Here is a 15157-nt window from a genome sequence, read left to right as displayed (position 1 = left end):
GCGAAGCTTCCCGACCTCGAAGGGCGTCACCGCTGCTGCAGGAAATCCGGCTGATCATCGAACCGGGCTCGCAGGAGATCCCGCCCACACCACGGTTCGACCCGCCGCCACGGTCACGCCGTACCTGTCGACGCTCGGCCGGCCGAACTCCTCCCACCGGCTGAATGCGGTGGTGATCTCGTCCCACAGCCGCCGGGGCCCTGCCTGGGCGACGGCGAAGTCGGCCGCGGTGCGGCCGTCGTAGTCAACGGTCGCCCAGGATCCGGTGGCGGGATCCCGGACCTGAAGGCGGGTGTGGGCGTGGTTGCCGCTTGCGTCCCAGGCGAACGAGGCACCGGGGACGGCCAGGCCGATGTGGAACTCGGCGTCGAGGCCGCCGCCCGCGACCGCCCATGGCGACAACCCCGTCGACGAGTGCGCGACTGCGCTCCCGTCGTCCTCGGACGCTGTCGTCGGCGGGTCGGGCTCGGCGTCGGGGCGTGCCATCTGCATGAAGGAGGCGAAGGGGTGGAAGCGTCCGTGCGCTTGGCCAGCTTCGGCGGCGGACTGGAGAATGCCCAGGTCAGCGGCTAAGTGCGAGTCATTTTCGACGCCGGACCCCTCATGGCGAGGTCAGGCTCCCTCGGGAGTGATCAGGCAGAAGGGGTGGCCGACGGGGTCCTCGTAGACGCGGTAACCGATCGGCTTGTCCGAACCATCCAGCAGCGTCGCACCGAGGGCGAGTACCTGGGCCTCAGCCGTATCGAGGTCCGTGACCATCACGTCGATGTGCATCTGCTGAGGACGCGCGGAATCCGTCCATCGAGGCGCGCGAAAGTCGTCTACCCGCTGGAAGAGGACCACCGGTGCGCCCGCCGCGTTCTGGAGCACGACGAAGTCGCCGGTGTCCGCCTGCCGTGAGAGCGACAGCAGCTTTTCGTAGAAACCGGCGAGTTCATCCGGGTCGGGGCAGTCGATGACAACGGTGTACAGGTGTCCGATCATCCGGCGCACTTTGCCACTGGCCCGCGAGCGGGCCAAACGGCAGGTGCCCAGCCCAAGGTTGCAGAACAAGCTAAGTACCTGTTCTGAACCCTGATCGGCCACCGGAACGGTGCTCATCGTTTCGGCCTGGACCTGGCTCTGTCCGAACGATCAGGGACCGAGACCGGAGGAGCATCAACCTCAACGCGGCGATGTCCCATGGTGTGGTTATCCCCACCGCCAGGGGGTGGCTTACCGGATGGGCAATGACATCAGTGCGCGGCGATCGTGTGTCCCAGAGACGACATGATGGCCACGCATGGCGAAGGGACACCTCATCGATGCGCGTCCTCCTGATCGGGCCGCCCGGAGCTGGCAAGGGCACGCAGGCGGTGCGCCTTGCCGCGCATCTGTCGATCCAGCACATCTCCACCGGTGACCTCTTCCGCGAGCACATCGACCAGGGCACCGAGCTCGGGCAGAGCGCCCGGACGCACATGCGCGCTGGCCTTCTGGCGCCGGACGAGGTCACAATCGGGGTGTTCAAAGAGCGCCTTGCCCGTCCGGACACCGAGCGCGGATTCCTGCTGGACGGCTTCCCCCGCAATCTTGCCCAGGCGGAGGCGCTGGACGGCATCCTGGCCGGCTCGAAGTCGAGGCTGGATGCCGTGCTGGACCTGGAGATTCCCGAGGCCCAGGTGGTCAGGCGGATTGCTGGACGACGGTTGTGCCGTCAGGACCGCGAACACGTCTTCCACGTCGACTACAGCCCGCCTGAGGTGGCGGGAGCCTGCGACGTCTGCGGCGGTGAGCTGTACCAGCGCGATGACGACCGCGAGACAACCGTTCGTAAGCGACTGGAGGTTTATCGCAGCGAGACGGCGCCGGTCGTCGACCACTACCAGGCTCAGGGCCTGGTGACCACGATCTCGGCCCTCGGCCAGGTCCAGGAGGTCCTGGACCGCGCGCTGGTCGCGATCGGCCAGGCCAGGTCGATGCCTCCGGCGCGTCGAGCTATTGACCCCTCCACTGGGAAGGTGCGGGGCTGCTGCCGATGATGGGCGCGGCCTCCTTGGCCTTGGCCACCAGCTCGCGCACCTTGGGGTCCTTGAAGAGGGCCTTGGCCGGGGGCTTGCGGGTCTTCTTGACAAGCACGTACGGCTTGGCTCCGGCCGGGTGCCAGGAGAAGGTGACGCCTTCCAGGGCGAGCTTTTGGGCGATGAGGTCTGCGGCGACGTCGCGGGCGAAGCCCAGGCGGGTGGGGAGGTCGATGCGTATCTCCGCGCCGTCGTCGGAGAAGTTCTTCGGGATGTGGAGGTAGCGGCGCGGGTCGGTCTGCCCCGCGATCCCCAGCGGCTGGGCGAGCGCCTCGTGCAGGGGGACGGCCCACTCGCGCATCAGCTCCCGGCGCTCGCGGGTCAGCAGCCTGTACGCGATGCCGCCGACCGTCAGGGCGGAGGCCGCGCCCGGCCCCGCGTACGCGACGCCGTGGCCGACCACCCCGCCCGCCGGATGTGACGCGTCGGTGCCGCGCAGGCCGGCCGGCCATGCCAGCGTCAGGCGCAGGCCTCCCGACCGGAACCGGTCGATCAAGCTTGATCTTCGCGTCCCACGCGCCGGGGGCTGCCCAGTGCGTCACGGGGGTCCGAACGGCGCACAGCCGCTGGAAGGGGGGCCGGGCCTACTGTGGAGGAGTGGGAGCGAGCGGCAGCCCTGCGAAGGACCGCGAGGTCACCGTCTGCCTCGCCGGCGACGTGATGCTCGGCCGGGGCATCGACCAGGTGCTGCCACACCCAGGCGACCCGCAGCTCGCCGAGCCGTGGGTGACGGACGCACGTGCGTACGTCGAGATGGCCGAGGCCGCGAACGGACCGGTACCACGGCCCACCGGCTACGACCGGCCGTGGGGCGACCTGCTGGAGGAACTTCGGGCTACCGGGCCGGACGCCTGGGTGCTGAACCTGGAGACCAGCGTGACCCAGGCGGACAGCTTCGCCCCCGGGAAGAGCGTCCACTACCGCATGAACCCGGCGAACCTGCCGTGCCTGACCGCCGCCCGGCCCGACGTGTGCGTCCTGGCCAACAACCACGTCCTCGACTTCGGCCGCGACGGGCTGGCCGAGACCCTCGGCAGCCTCCGCGCCGCCGGGCTGCGCACGGCCGGTGCGGGCGGCGATGCCGCCGAGGCGTGGCGGCCTGCACGGGTGGCACTGCAGCCTCCTTCGTCCCGCGGGGGGTCCGCGTCCCGTCACGGGCCGCGCCTCCTCGTGTTCTCGGTCGGACTCCCCTCGAGCGGCATCCCGCTCGACTGGGCGGCCACCCCGGACCGCAGTGGCATCGCCCTCGCCTCCGCACCCTCGCCGGCCGCCGCGGCCGACCTGGTCGCCCGTATACGGGGCGCCCGCCGGACCGGCGACCTGGTAGCCGTGTCGATCCACTGGGGTTCCAACTGGGGCTACCGGGTCCCGCCCGAGCACATCCGCTTCGCCCACGACCTCGTCGACGGCGGCGCCGACCTGGTCCACGGCCACTCCTCGCACCACCCCCGCCCTTTGGAGGTCTATCGCGGCCGGTTGATCCTCTACGGCTGCGGAGACCTGGTCGACGACTACGAAGGGATCACCGGTCACGAGCAGTACCGCGACGACCTCCGACTCCTCTACACGGCCTGCCTCGACAAGGACACGGGGGCGCTGCGAGGGCTGCGCCTGACCCCATTCCAGGCCCGCCGCCTGACGCTGCATCGAGCCCGCCTCCGCGACGCCCACTGGCTGCACGCCGCCCTCACCCAGCGCGGCGCCCCCTTCTCCGCGGCGCTCGCCGTCGGCGGCGACGGAGCGCTCACCCTCTCCTCGGGGAGACATGAGGTGTGACCTCAGTGACCTCAGTGACCTCAGACCCGCATCCCGCATCCCGCATCACGCATCACGCATCACGCGCAGCGACGGCCTCTCGGGTGCCACCGGACCAGCACGTCGCGGGTACTACGGGCCGTCCTTCGCGGGCTTCTGCTCCTCGGCCGGCGCCTTGAGTGCCTCGATCCGGCACAGCCTGGAGGTTGGCGAGCGTCGCCGAGCTCCTGTGCGGCTCGGCCTCCAGCTCGGCGATCCGCTTCGCGGTCAGCGCGGCCTTCGCATCGTTCTCGGGCACGTGGTCCTCCCCCTGTGCTGTCGCATCCGACAGGCAGCTGCATCAGCGTAGGGCTGCCTGCCGGGCCCACGGGGCCTGTCGTCCGAACCTGTGGAGGTATGGCCCGGCGGCCGGGACAGCGGATCCGGAAACGTACGCGGAGGGTGGCCGAGCGCGCTACACAGAGCGGCCCGGCGGTCGCCGTGCTACTGCGGGGCGCGGTCGGCGGCGAGGTCGTATGTCGCCCTACTGGCGGTGGCCATTCACGTACCCGCGGGCGGCCGCCTCGCCTCGTGCCGAGCGCGGTCAGGACCGTCTCCATCCGGATCCGGCCGACCTGCACCGCCAACGCCGCGTCCGCCCCCGACTTCGGCTATCAAGTATCTGAGGCTGGGGGTGAACGCCGCGTGCGTCTGCCAGGCAGGCTGTTCCCGGGTTGATCGGGGTCGAGGGGGAGTGGTGTCACGGAAGGTCTGGTTGTGGGCAGGTGCGGGATGGTTGGCTCTCGTGTTGTTATGTGGCGCATTCACTCTTTACCTGGATGAATCGGAGAATTCTGGTTCGAGGTCACCGCACTGGGAGCGGGCTCCCGTTCCGAGTGGCATGCCTTCGCGCTGTCCCGACCCAACCGCAGAGGCCAGGGACGTCCCACGCTCCTGTACTTACTGGGAACGCGGGTAACTCGCCGTTTAACGTCCTGCCTGAACTCGCTCAGTACGAGTTGTCGAGTTGGTCTACGAGGAATCGAAGCTCACGAGCTCGGCGCCGGGACATGCCGTGTATCACGGCATCCAAGAACTCCCGTGCTTCGAAGGGGCTGCCGCAGCATTCCCACACACCGCAGCCGCCATCCTCGTACTCACTCCAGAGGTTGCGGTACGGGTCCCGAACGAACCCTCGCCAAATCCTCACGGACTCAGCCGTGACACCAGGCCACAGGTAGTTCCGGCTCCTCTCGACCCTGGCAACTTCGGCAAGAGCAGGCGCGGACAGGCCAGCGATCGAGGGTTGATTGGCAAGCAGGTGCCGCGGCCGCTGCTCGGCGCGGACGCGCCCAGGCCGCCTACGCGGCATGGGCCTTTCTGTAGAACGTCATGGGGTGATCCTGCCAGAGACGGCTGCGCCGACGGCAGCTGAGTCCGTTCGTCGCGGCTTCGTCCCCTTCTTATGGTGCGCGGGGCGGCGGTACGCCTCGCCGGTGGCGAGGGTGCGCCCGACGCCGTAGCAGGCGGCGGTCCGCCGGACCCGCACAGGCGGACCGCGGCCCTCGGCGGCTACCAGCCCCCGGGGGCGCCACCACCGGTGACGCCCCGGGCCCCGGGCCGCCCACACGGCCCGGGAACCCGCAGGAACGGCTAACCGCGCGGGCGCCCGCCCCGCCCCCGACGCGGCCGCAAGTCGGCCCGCACGGCAACGGTCAAGACCCGCACCGTCTCCGACCAGTCCGGCGCCCACATGGACACCACGGCCTGCGCCACCGCGACGGCGAGCTCCTCGACCACCCGACCCGCCAACCGGCGCCCGACGGGCCCGCGGCGGCGCGGGGCCGGCTCGGGCGGGCCCCGCCGGCTCCCTCGCAGACTCCTCGCCCATCGACTCGCAACCCATTTCTGACGCGCTCATGACAGATCTCTCCTTGCGTGAGAACGCGGATCACACTTCCGGTCGGAGGTGCGATCCGCACTTTCGAACGCGAAGGGGTTAGCCACGCAAATCCGAGAAAACCGCAGTTCAGAGCAGAGATGGGTGAAACTCGCGCACGTGCTACACCATCAACCCCCAAGCCCCGCAAGCCCCTTCACTGAGACCCCGATCACATACCGGACCGGCAACCCCCAGATCCGCCCACAGCCACGACCGGCCCCGCCCCAACCGGAAGGCCCCCAACCCGGTAACCGGGTGAGGGCTCTTCGGGCCGTACGGCTCGACCCCGCTTGCAGTGGCACACATTTGAGCTCGGCAGCATGCCCCGCGCCGGGCCCCGTGGTCAGCGGCAGGGCGCTGCCACCGCCCGGACGAAGCCGCGCCCGGACATGCGATGGGGCCGCCACCCCACGCGGGGTGACGGCCCTCGGCCCCTGCCGCCCTCCGTCTACGGGACGGGCGTGAACGCCACGTCGGTACCGCCACAGCCGGCCGTCCGGCGCCGACCTCGTCTACTGGCACCGCAAACGGGAGCAATGGCGGATGCTCGCCGAGCGCGCACCCGACAGCACCACAGCTGACTACCTGCATGAAGCCTTCGAGCCGACCGCCCGCGCGATCGACGGCCTGGAGAAGGCGCTCGCGGCCGTCGGCCTACTCGACGATGCCCTCGCTCTCGACTTGCGACGACCCCAGGACTACTTCGGGAAGGTCTGGAGCACCGCTTTCCGAGTCCGAGATCTGGCCGACGCGCGGGACGGAGATGATGCCGCATGACCGCCTCCACAGCGGCCGCTGTCGCAGCCCGTCGGCAGCAGACCCAGGACAAGCTTGTCCAGGTCGAGAAGGCCATCGGCCAGCTCCGCCGCGAGCGCGGACGCATGACCGTCCGGGCCATCGCCGGACGAGCAGGGGTGTCCGCCACGTTCCTCTACGAGAACACCGACGCTCGCACCCTCGTGAAGGCCGCAGTCGCCGACAGCCGAAGTCGGCATGACCGTCTCGGGCAGGAACAGCACGACCGGATCGAGGCGTCCTGGCGGGAGCGAGCCCTCAATGCCGAGGCCGCGCTGACCCGCACCCAGAAGGAGGTCTTCGCACAGCGGCAGCGGATCGGCGAACTCATGGGACAACTCCGCGACTTCGACCAGATGGTTCCCGGCGATTCCGTCCAGCAGCTGACCACCGAGAACACCACCCTCAAGCATCGCGTCCACCAACTCACACAGGAGCACCGCAAGTTCCAGGAACGGCTCGAAGGCGCCCGCTCCAACCTCCGCTTCGCCGAGAAACGCATCGCCAACCTCGAAGCCCAACTCCTCGAACGGGACTAGCCATGACCGATCAACCATCCGCCGCGCCGATCCGCCTCGACCGCGACCAGGCCGCTTCCCTCGCACGGCTGCTGCGGGAGATCGAGCAGTTCCTCGGCGAGTGCGACGAGAGCGTGGAAGAGGCCCTGGCCGCCCACTTCGGCCTCGATCCCACCAGCGAGGCATACAGCGCTGCCCTGTGCTTTCACGCAGACAGGATCGAGGCCACCCTCGCCGCTGAAGACCCGCGCAATGGGCACCCGCAGGGTGCATTCGCGCAGGTCAGAGCCCAACCTGGCTGAGGCCGATGAAGCCGAGTGGCGTACTACAAGAACCGGTAGCACTGTGGAAAGTGAGGCCGGCGCCGCAGACGTCAGGGAAGTGATTGATGTGATTGCCGACGATACCGTTCTCGGTTCAACGGCCTTTTGGTCCGTCGCTCTCACCATTCTGCTGATCGCCCTGGGTCTCCTCATCTGCGCGCGCCTCACCGCTCTGATGGTCCGTCCCAATGCAAAAACCAAAATGAGCGATCCAGGATGGTTCTGGAGGGCATGGGGTGGCTTCATTCTGCTCGGGCTGGCAACGGCGGGGTGGGCGGGGTTTTCTCGCGGAGACGGCACTGTTCCGACTTGGGCGGCTACTTCCATTCTGGCCGTCTCCGGCGCCGTAGTCATTCTTGCGCTTGCGTGTGAAGTAGCCTGCCTGAGGCCCCCTTGGAAGCGACAAGTTGGAGAACACACCCTCAATCTGGCGCCAGCAGATGAAGTCACGTCACGCAACAGCAGGCAGGGGCTAACCTCCCGTCAACTTCTATGGCTCGTTGTGATCGGTAGTCTGCTGTCGCTAGGGGCCTTCGTATGGGTGGTCACCGTTGCACCACACGATGGTCGTTCCGGATACCCGTCCCTCGCTGTGGGGACAGCATTGGGGTTTTACTACTTCGGCTATGTAGGTCTGGGTAAACGACTACGGGTACGGCTGAAAGTGGTCAGTGCAGACGGCAAGGAATACCCGCCAGGCGTTGCCTATGTGGCGACCCGAGTCGAAACCATGGGAAGCCACAGGCCCCGCGGTTTCTGGGCACCGGAAGGCGCCGATGTACTGAAACTACCGGCAGAGTCGATCTCCGCGCTTCCAGCCACGGAGGGCAAGGTGGTCGCGGCACTGCTGGGCCTACTGCAGGCACTTACGTCGTTCAATCCGTGGCGTGCTCAGGTCGTAATCGTCGACGACGACACGGTCACCGTCGAACTCGGCCGAAACGGCAGGGAAGTAGCATCCACCCTCATCTCCAAAGACTCTCTGAGTCTTCAAAACACCAGCTCGGACCAGAATGCGGGTTCACCGAATGACCACGAACTACTCACCGCGACCGCGGCTTTCATCCTGATCAGGCTCAGCGAGCGCCACACAGTCCTTACAGAGGGACTCTGCGGCACAAGCACGTGGCGCAGCCTTGCTTGCCAGGTGCTAGCTGGCACCGAACAGTACCGCCCCGAAATGAAGCAGCAGCTTTTCGCGACAGCGATCGAAAAGGACCGCTACAACGACGCAGCTCGTCTTGGCTACCTCTATTACCGCTCTGGGGAACTAGTCGGATCGAGCAAGAACGAAGAGACATACGTCCGTCGGCTTGAGGAATTCTGCAGGGACCTATCGAAGCAGGGGAAGGCAAACAGTGAAGGTTACATCCCTCTGCGCCTGCGCACCATGCTGACTCTCATCTGTGGGCGACTTAACTATGCATGCACGCTGGAGAACGAGGCCACGGATCAACGTCTGGCGAGGATCCGACGGTCCGGCCATCCGGGAGCGGTGCGACTTGTCAACACGGCACGCGAGCAGAAGGCGAAAGCACACAATGAATGCCGTGCGCTGCTACAAAGCATCGGTGAGCTAACGGGAGACGAGGAGTTGAGAAAGAATGGCGCTTCGGCGGACGAGTATGGGGCGCGCCGGGAAGTTCCGCTCACGAAGCCCGAAGAGCACATCAGTTACTTTGCCGCAGAAATGCGCCCTCTGGTTCAGATATTCAGCCGCCATGCCAGGGGCGAGTCGGACGTCCCAGATCTTCCACTGGCCACTCCGACGGAATGGTACAACCAAGCATGTGCCGACGTCAGCATTGGACCCCAGCAGTACGAAAAAGCCCTGAACCACCTCGACATGGCGGTTGGATACAGGAGATGGCGGAGGGAAGCTCGGAGTGACCCATCCCTACAGCCGCTGATCAAAGGCCAGCGCGCAAAATTCATGACTTTGATCGACAGGCAGACCCTGTCCGATGTTGCAGCCTTCCAACCCTACCTTGAACAATTCGAGAAGGACGGAGTGCGCTCCACTGGCGACCTCCTCGACCGCAGCGAAGGGAATAACGCCAAGGCTTTCGCGCGCTCCCTCGGCGTGCCGATCAGCACCGTGAAATGGATGCGCGAGGTGTGCCGGATTCTCGACGCCTGCCCCGAGCCGGCTCAAGCCATACCGTGGACGAACCTGCTCACAGAAGAAGGAGTCGAGACCAGCACGGCCATGACGGCAGTGCTGGACGATGCCGTGGAGCAAGCGCGGCTTGAAAGGCTGGGCTGGAAGACCGATGGGAAGCCGCTCACCAGTCAAGAACTCCGCGCTTGGATAGAGCGGTTGCCCGACCACGGGCATGCGAGTCGGCTGCGAAGTCATCTGCACCTTCACGGCCCTGCCCGACCAGGCAGGCCCCAATGACACCCGGCCTCGCTCGATGAGCCGAGCGGCCCGCCACGTCACGGACATCCACGCGACGCATCTGCACAGCTCGCAGCCCATCCGGTCAGTTCGACGCTCGGTAAAGACGATCTCCCGTCTGAGGTGTTTCTCTGGGCGGCCGCCGGTCTCGGTTTCGCAGGCCGGTGTGGGCAGGAGAGGTTCGATCAGGGCCCACTCGGCGGCGGTGGTGTCCGACGGGTAGCGGCGTTGGCGCATCCGAATGTCCTTGGGCAGTCGGACGGGGGTGTGGTGGTGACCCGGCATAGCCGGGCCACCATCCCCGTGCAGGTCAGGCGGTTGCGATGAGAAGCCGTTGCCATACCGATCATGGAGTCTGTCGATCGGACGGGAGTCTCGATCGGGTGATCGCGGGCCCTGCCCGGCATGAGAGCAGGGCCTGGCGGTATACGGGCAAAATCCAGGGGAGCGGACGGCCGCGCGCTGCTACGGTCGGGCGCCATGAGCTGGCTTCCCGATGACTTCGTCCACCCCGTCCTGGTACCGCTGCCGGGCGGTGGCCATCACCTGCGGCCGATCCGGGAGGCGGACACCCCTCTCGACTATCCGGCTGTGATGGGTTCGCGCGAGCGGCTGTGGACCATCTTCGGCCCGGCCTGGGGCTGGCCCGCGGCCACCATGACCTACGAGGCCGACCAGGCCGACCTGTTGCGGCACGAGAAGGAGATCGCCGCACACCAGTCCTTCAACTACGCGCTGTTCGACGCGGCGGAGACAGCTCTGCTCGGCTGTGTCTACATCGACCCACCGGAGAGGGCCGGCGCGGACGGCGAGATCTCCTGGTGGGTGGTGGACGAGCTGGTGGGCAGCAAGGTCGAGCAGGCCCTCGACGCGCTGGTGCCGCAGTGGATCGCCGCCGACTGGCCGTTCGAGCAGCCGCGCTTCCTCGGCCGCGAGATCTCCTGGTCGGACTGGCTCGCCCTGCCGGAGCATCCCGACACGTAACTGGTTGTTGCCCGTACCGATCTCGAAGGCTGTCGATCGAACGGGAGTCTCGATCGGGTGACTGCGGCGGTTTCCGCGCGTGAAAGCAGGGCCTCCAGGTAGCTCGGGGGTGCGATCCCATTCCGAGTGGTTCCCGGAGGCCCTGTTGTCTTTGTTGTACGTTCCCGAGCATGTTGACTTCAACTCGCCCGCCGTGTCGTGCGATTGCCTCGCGCACGTGTACGGCAACGCGGCCGACCATCCGGACCGGGTGCGCCGGTATCCGTCGGACATGACGGACGCGGAGTGGGCGGCCGTCCGGCCGTTGCTGGCGGTGCCGGCCTGGTTCCAGGGGCGGGGTGGACGGCCCGAGGGCTACTGCCACCGGCAGCTGTTGGACGCGATCCGCTACCTGGTCGCGGGCGGGATCTCGTGGCGGGCGATGCCCTCGGACTTCCCCGCATGGGCCCGGGTCTACGCATTCTTCCGCCGCTGGCGCGAGCACGGGCTGATCGCCGAGTTCCACGACCGGCTGCGCGGGACGGTCCGTGAGCGCGAGGGCCGTGAGGCCGAGCCCACAGCGGGGATCATCGACGCGCAGTCGGTGCAGGCCGCCGCGACGGTGCCGGCCGCCTCACACGGCTACGACGGCGGGAAGAAGGTGCCGGGCCGCAAGCGGCACATCGTGACCGACACCCTCGGCCTGCTCCTGGCCGTCGCGGTCACGGCTGCGAACATCGGCGACCGGGACGCCGCGGCGGGCCTGCTGATGCGGCTGCGCCGTCTGCACCGCGACATCACCCTCGTGTGGGCCGACGGCGGCTACACCGGCTCCCTCGTCGGCTGGTGCCGGGACAAACTCGCCCTGACCTTGGAGATCGTCAAGCGCACCGACGACATGGCAGGGTTCGTGGTGCTGCCGAGGCGGTGGGTGGCAGAGCGCACGTTCGCGTGGTTGATGAACTCCCGCCGTCTGGCCCGGGACTACGAGACCCTGCCCTCATTCCGAGCTACACCATGCCTGACCAGCAGAAATCAACGGATCACGTTCGGTTGAGATACGGCTTCTTAGCTTGTTCTTTAACCTCACGTCACTGCGGAATGCTTGCCGGTGGAGAAAATGCGGTGCGTGCTGGCACCACGCTGGTCAGACTCGCTGACATGACTGAGAAGATCACCCGCATCAACCCCGAGCAGCTGCATGAGACACCCGGCTACCACCACATCACCGTGGTGGAGGCAGGCCGTACCGCCTATCTGGCGGGGCAGTGCCCGCTTGATCGGAATGGTGACCTCGTCGGTTCCGGTTCCCTCGAGACGCAGGTCGACCAGGTTGTCGCGAACGCGCTCGCTGCCCTGGCGGCGGTGAGTGCCCAGCCTGAACATGTGGTGCGGTCAGTGATCTACGTGCGGAGCGATGAGAGGGACATTCTCGGAGCCGCATGGCGTCGGCTCACCGAGTCTGCCCTGGGTCCGGCGTTCACCACCGCCAGCACGCTCTTGGGCGTCGCTCAGCTGGGCTTTCCGGGACAGCTCGTCGAGGTGGATCTCACCGTGGCGCTGCCTGACTGACTTCGAACGGCGTATCGAACTGGGTAGCCCAGCTGGGCATTCGCGGGACGTTGGGGCGGCCTTCGTCTGATCATGTGCTCCGACCAAGGTGCACCGCTCAAGACGAAGGCCGTGAAGGTGAGTCTGCTGCCTGACGCCGGTCCCGGGGAAGCGTTCGCGCAAGCGTCACGCTTCCGGGAGGACCTATTCGACTGCCTGACCGTGCGCGGGGACGAGCTGTTCGAGCTCGTGGAGGCGTTGCTGTGCGCGGACGGCCCGGTGACGTCGCCGGTGGATCTGACGCTGGTGGCCGAGCACCGGCGTGGGCACGGTGCGATGTACGAGGCGCTGAACCACGGGAACGTGGACGTACCCCGGTTGCGGCAGGTGCTGGCCGGTCTGCCGATGCCGCGGGCCGCCGACGGGCGCCTGGTCCTGGCCGTCGACGTCAGCAACTGGCTCCGCCCCGACGCGCCGACCAGCGCGGATCGCCTGTTCTGCCACGTCTACGGCCGCAGCGGACGGTCCTCGGACCAGTTCATCCCCGGCTGGCCGTACTCGTTCGTCGCCGCCCTCGAATCGGGCCGGACGTCCTGGTGCCAGCTCCTGGACGCCGTCCGCCTCGGACCCGAGGACGACGTCGCCGAGGCCACCGCCTCCCAGCTCCGCCGGGTGGTCACCGACCTGATCGAGATGGGCCGCTGGCACGTCGGCGACCGCGACATCCTCATCGTCTTCGACGCCGGCTACGACGCCCCACGCATGGCCCACCTCCTCGACGGCCTCCCGGTCGAGGTGCTGGGACGGATGCGCTCCGACCGCGTCATGCGACGGCCGACGCCCTCGCTCAGGGAGTACGCCCTGGCCTACCCCCAGGGCGGGCGACCGCCGAAGCACGGCAAGGAGTTCCGCTTCGCCAAGCCGGACACCTGGGGTGAGCCGGACGCGTCCACGACGCAGGTCACCGACCGATACGGAACCACCCGCGCGATGGCCTGGGACCGTATCCACCCGCGCCCGACCACCCGCTCCGCCTGGATCGAGCACACCGGCGAACTCCCCATCATCGAGGGCACACTGATCCGCCTCCAGGTCGACCGGCTGCCCGGCGGAGGAGACCCGCTGCCGCTCTGGCTGTGGTCGTCCGCCACCGGCCAGAACTGCGAGGACGTCGACGTGCGCTGGCAGGCATTCCTGAGGCGCTTCGACCTGGAGCACACCTTCCGGCTGATGAAACAGACCCTCGGGTGGACCCGCCCGAAGCTGCGAACCCCCAAGGCCGGCGAGCGCTGGACCTGGCTGATCATCGCCGCCCACACCCAGATCCGCCTTCTGCGCGAGGCCGCCGCCGACTTGCGGCGGCCGTGGGAGAAGCCCGCCGAGCCCGGCCGACTCACCCCGGCCAGAGTCCGCCGGGGGTTTCGGAACCTCCGCCCGCACCTGCACTGCCCGACCCGCGCGCCAGAACCCTCAACTCCCGGACCTGGCAGGCCACTTGGCTCGAAAAACCGGCGGCCCGCCACCCGTTACGACGTAGGCCAGCCCTCACAGGGCCCGGTTCCTCTCTACCGGGGCTCACAGGCCCGCCCCGGCGCTACCGTGGTGACCGACGCCGAATGACTGCCCAGGAGCACTTGATGAGCGAACAGCCGGCCCCCGCCAGCACCGTGCGGCAGCAGCTGGAGCCCGCGGCCGCCGACGCGGTCCGCGCATACGCTGCCAGGACCCGTGAAAACGCCGACCGGCTCGCCGCCGTCCTTGAGGACATCGCCACCAACGGCCTGCCCCCGGTGGAGGAGTGCACGCCCTGGGAGGAGCTGCGGGAGACCCATCTCGCCCGCCTCGCCGCCCAGCGCCCGGCCGTCGCCTGATGGCCTCGCACCCGCGGCGCGCCAGGATCGTGTTCAGCGAATCCGCCGCCAAACAGCTCGAAGACCTCACCGCCGAGGGCGCAATCCACGCTCTGGACCGCGCCCTTGTCGCCATCTCCGTGAACCCGGAGATCGGCGAGCCCATCCCTGCCGACGGCACCGGTCCCGAGCTGCGCCAGTACGCCGACGAGATCGAGGACGTCCGCGTCCTGTACTTCGTCGCCGCACTGCGCACCGTCGTCGTGGTCGCCTACATCGAAACCTGACCAGGACGACCGCGGTCACGTCTCCAGACGCCGACGTCCCGCCGAGCGCGGACGCTGTGGTACGTGCCGTGGGTACGCGGACCAGGCGAACCAAGTACGTGCGCCCATACGGAGGCCGCAGGACGGGGAGTGCAATGGGGGGTGTGAAAGCAACTCCTATCCTGGTACCTCCGGCCGAGCGGCCCCCGGACTCGACGTGGTGGCTGGCCCCGGCCCTGTTCACCGTGGCGGCGGTACTGGGCGGTGCGTGGGGCTACCGTTCCTCCCCGATCGTCCAAGGCGCTGCGTGGCTGGCCCTGCCGTACGTCGTTCCGCTGGCCCTGGTGGCGGCCTCCTGGCGGTCTTCGGCCCACCGGAACACGCGGACCCGCGGCCTGGTCCTGGGCGGGATCGGCGCCTTGATCGCCCTGGTCTACGCGCACCTGGCCACCTTCGTGCTGTGCGCGGTGGCGCTCGTGCTCTGGGCCTTCCAAGGCGGCGGCTGAGGCCGCCCGGGCCGGGGGGCGCCCCCTCCCCCGTTCTGGAACGGCTCACTCGCCGTCGTCTGCCGTGACCTCGTCGCGACCTGAACCGAGGCTGACTGCCCCAGCGATCCCTGAACCGGGGAAGGCCCCATGCCCCGAGCCAACTCGGTCACTGAGGTTGCACGCCAAGTCGAGCCCCTGTCAGGCAGCTTCAGGCAAGAGGGAACCTCTGCGCAGCGCCCAGAGAGGCGCGCAGCGGCCGGCCGCCA

Annotated in this window: 17 protein-coding genes and 1 pseudogene; 13 read left to right on the top strand and 5 right to left on the bottom strand. The window is 68.1% G+C overall.

Annotation, left to right across the window (positions count from 1 at the left end; genetic code table 11):
- Positions 1 to 54 precede the first annotated feature (54 nt).
- Both OG332_RS46940 and OG332_RS46935 read right to left on the bottom strand, forming a co-directional pair.
- Positions 55 to 486, bottom strand: a complete 432-nt coding sequence (locus tag OG332_RS46940) for a hypothetical protein (protein ID WP_327411468.1) — start codon at positions 484 to 486, stop codon at positions 55 to 57.
- A gap of 126 nt (positions 487 to 612) precedes the next feature.
- Positions 613 to 1101 carry a VOC family protein gene (locus tag OG332_RS46935; protein ID WP_327411469.1) on the bottom strand — a complete coding sequence of 163 codons (489 nt, stop codon included), beginning with the start codon at positions 1099 to 1101 and terminating at the stop codon, positions 613 to 615.
- Between the two features lie 203 nt (positions 1102 to 1304).
- Between OG332_RS46935 and OG332_RS46930 the strand changes: the two genes are divergently transcribed.
- Positions 1305 to 2021, top strand: coding sequence for an adenylate kinase (locus OG332_RS46930; protein ID WP_327411470.1), 717 nt, complete (start codon positions 1305 to 1307; stop codon positions 2019 to 2021).
- Here OG332_RS46930 and OG332_RS46925 read toward each other — a convergent pair.
- Positions 1978 to 2556: a hypothetical protein gene (locus tag OG332_RS46925; RefSeq protein ID WP_327411471.1), complete on the bottom strand. Its 579-nt coding sequence runs from the start codon at positions 2554 to 2556 to the stop codon at positions 1978 to 1980. The genes OG332_RS46930 and OG332_RS46925 overlap by 44 nt on opposite strands.
- 101 nt (positions 2557 to 2657) lie before the next feature.
- Between OG332_RS46925 and OG332_RS46920 the strand changes: the two genes are divergently transcribed.
- Entirely contained in the window at positions 2658 to 3836 is a 1179-nt protein-coding gene (locus tag OG332_RS46920; protein WP_327411472.1) for a CapA family protein, read from the top strand.
- A 52-nt stretch (positions 3837 to 3888) separates the two neighbouring features.
- Here the strand turns inward: OG332_RS46920 and OG332_RS46915 are convergent, their stop codons facing one another.
- On the bottom strand, positions 3889 to 4113 hold the full coding sequence (locus OG332_RS46915; protein WP_327411473.1) for a hypothetical protein: 225 nt from the start codon (positions 4111 to 4113) through the stop codon (positions 3889 to 3891).
- A 2166-nt stretch (positions 4114 to 6279) separates the two neighbouring features.
- On the opposite strand from OG332_RS46915, the gene OG332_RS46910 reads away from it, so the two are divergent.
- Genes OG332_RS46910 through OG332_RS46895 form a run of 4 tightly spaced genes read left to right on the top strand, consistent with a single transcriptional unit; the run spans position 6280 to position 9773 of the window.
- Positions 6280 to 6513 (top strand): hypothetical protein, encoded by a 234-nt coding sequence (locus OG332_RS46910; RefSeq protein WP_327411475.1) that lies wholly within the window; start codon positions 6280 to 6282, stop codon positions 6511 to 6513.
- Positions 6510 to 7070, top strand: coding sequence for a DUF6262 family protein (locus OG332_RS46905; protein ID WP_327411476.1), 561 nt, complete (start codon positions 6510 to 6512; stop codon positions 7068 to 7070). The genes OG332_RS46910 and OG332_RS46905 overlap by 4 nt, the downstream gene beginning before the upstream one ends.
- Before the next feature lie 2 nt (positions 7071 to 7072).
- Entirely contained in the window at positions 7073 to 7351 is a 279-nt protein-coding gene (locus OG332_RS46900) for a hypothetical protein (protein ID WP_327411477.1), read from the top strand.
- A 43-nt stretch (positions 7352 to 7394) separates the two neighbouring features.
- The gene (locus OG332_RS46895; protein WP_327419572.1) at positions 7395 to 9773 is read left to right on the top strand and encodes a hypothetical protein; all 2379 of its coding nucleotides are present in this window, start codon (positions 7395 to 7397) and stop codon (positions 9771 to 9773) included.
- Positions 9774 to 9842: 69 nt separating this feature from the next.
- Here the strand turns inward: OG332_RS46895 and OG332_RS46890 are convergent.
- A pseudogene (locus OG332_RS46890) lies at positions 9843 to 10010 on the bottom strand (transposase); the annotation flags it as partial.
- A 243-nt stretch (positions 10011 to 10253) separates the two neighbouring features.
- Here OG332_RS46890 and OG332_RS46885 point away from each other — a divergent pair.
- From OG332_RS46885 to OG332_RS46855, 7 genes are all read left to right on the top strand, one after another.
- Positions 10254 to 10757 (top strand): GNAT family N-acetyltransferase, encoded by a 504-nt coding sequence (locus tag OG332_RS46885; RefSeq protein ID WP_073492597.1) that lies wholly within the window; start codon positions 10254 to 10256, stop codon positions 10755 to 10757.
- A 217-nt stretch (positions 10758 to 10974) separates the two neighbouring features.
- The gene (locus tag OG332_RS46880) at positions 10975 to 11793 is read left to right on the top strand and encodes an IS5 family transposase (RefSeq protein ID WP_327411478.1); all 819 of its coding nucleotides are present in this window, start codon (positions 10975 to 10977) and stop codon (positions 11791 to 11793) included.
- 104 nt (positions 11794 to 11897) lie between these two features.
- On the top strand, positions 11898 to 12308 hold the full coding sequence (locus OG332_RS46875) for a RidA family protein (RefSeq protein WP_266673776.1): 411 nt from the start codon (positions 11898 to 11900) through the stop codon (positions 12306 to 12308).
- A gap of 117 nt (positions 12309 to 12425) precedes the next feature.
- Entirely contained in the window at positions 12426 to 13907 is a 1482-nt protein-coding gene (locus tag OG332_RS46870; RefSeq protein WP_327411479.1) for an NF041680 family putative transposase, read from the top strand.
- A 17-nt stretch (positions 13908 to 13924) separates the two neighbouring features.
- Positions 13925 to 14158 carry a hypothetical protein gene (locus OG332_RS46865; RefSeq protein WP_327411480.1) on the top strand — a complete coding sequence of 78 codons (234 nt, stop codon included), beginning with the start codon at positions 13925 to 13927 and terminating at the stop codon, positions 14156 to 14158.
- On the top strand, positions 14158 to 14424 hold the full coding sequence (locus OG332_RS46860; RefSeq protein WP_442816082.1) for a type II toxin-antitoxin system RelE/ParE family toxin: 267 nt from the start codon (positions 14158 to 14160) through the stop codon (positions 14422 to 14424). The genes OG332_RS46865 and OG332_RS46860 overlap by 1 nt, the downstream gene beginning before the upstream one ends.
- A gap of 143 nt (positions 14425 to 14567) precedes the next feature.
- The gene (locus OG332_RS46855; protein ID WP_327411481.1) at positions 14568 to 14909 is read left to right on the top strand and encodes a hypothetical protein; all 342 of its coding nucleotides are present in this window, start codon (positions 14568 to 14570) and stop codon (positions 14907 to 14909) included.
- The last annotated feature ends 248 nt before the right edge of the window (positions 14910 to 15157 follow it).

Source organism: Streptomyces sp. NBC_01233 (genome assembly GCF_035989305.1).
Classification (GTDB): Bacteria; Actinomycetota; Actinomycetes; order Streptomycetales; family Streptomycetaceae; genus Streptomyces.
Note: the sequence above shows the minus strand (reverse complement) of the source record. Positions and strands in the feature narration are given on the sequence as shown.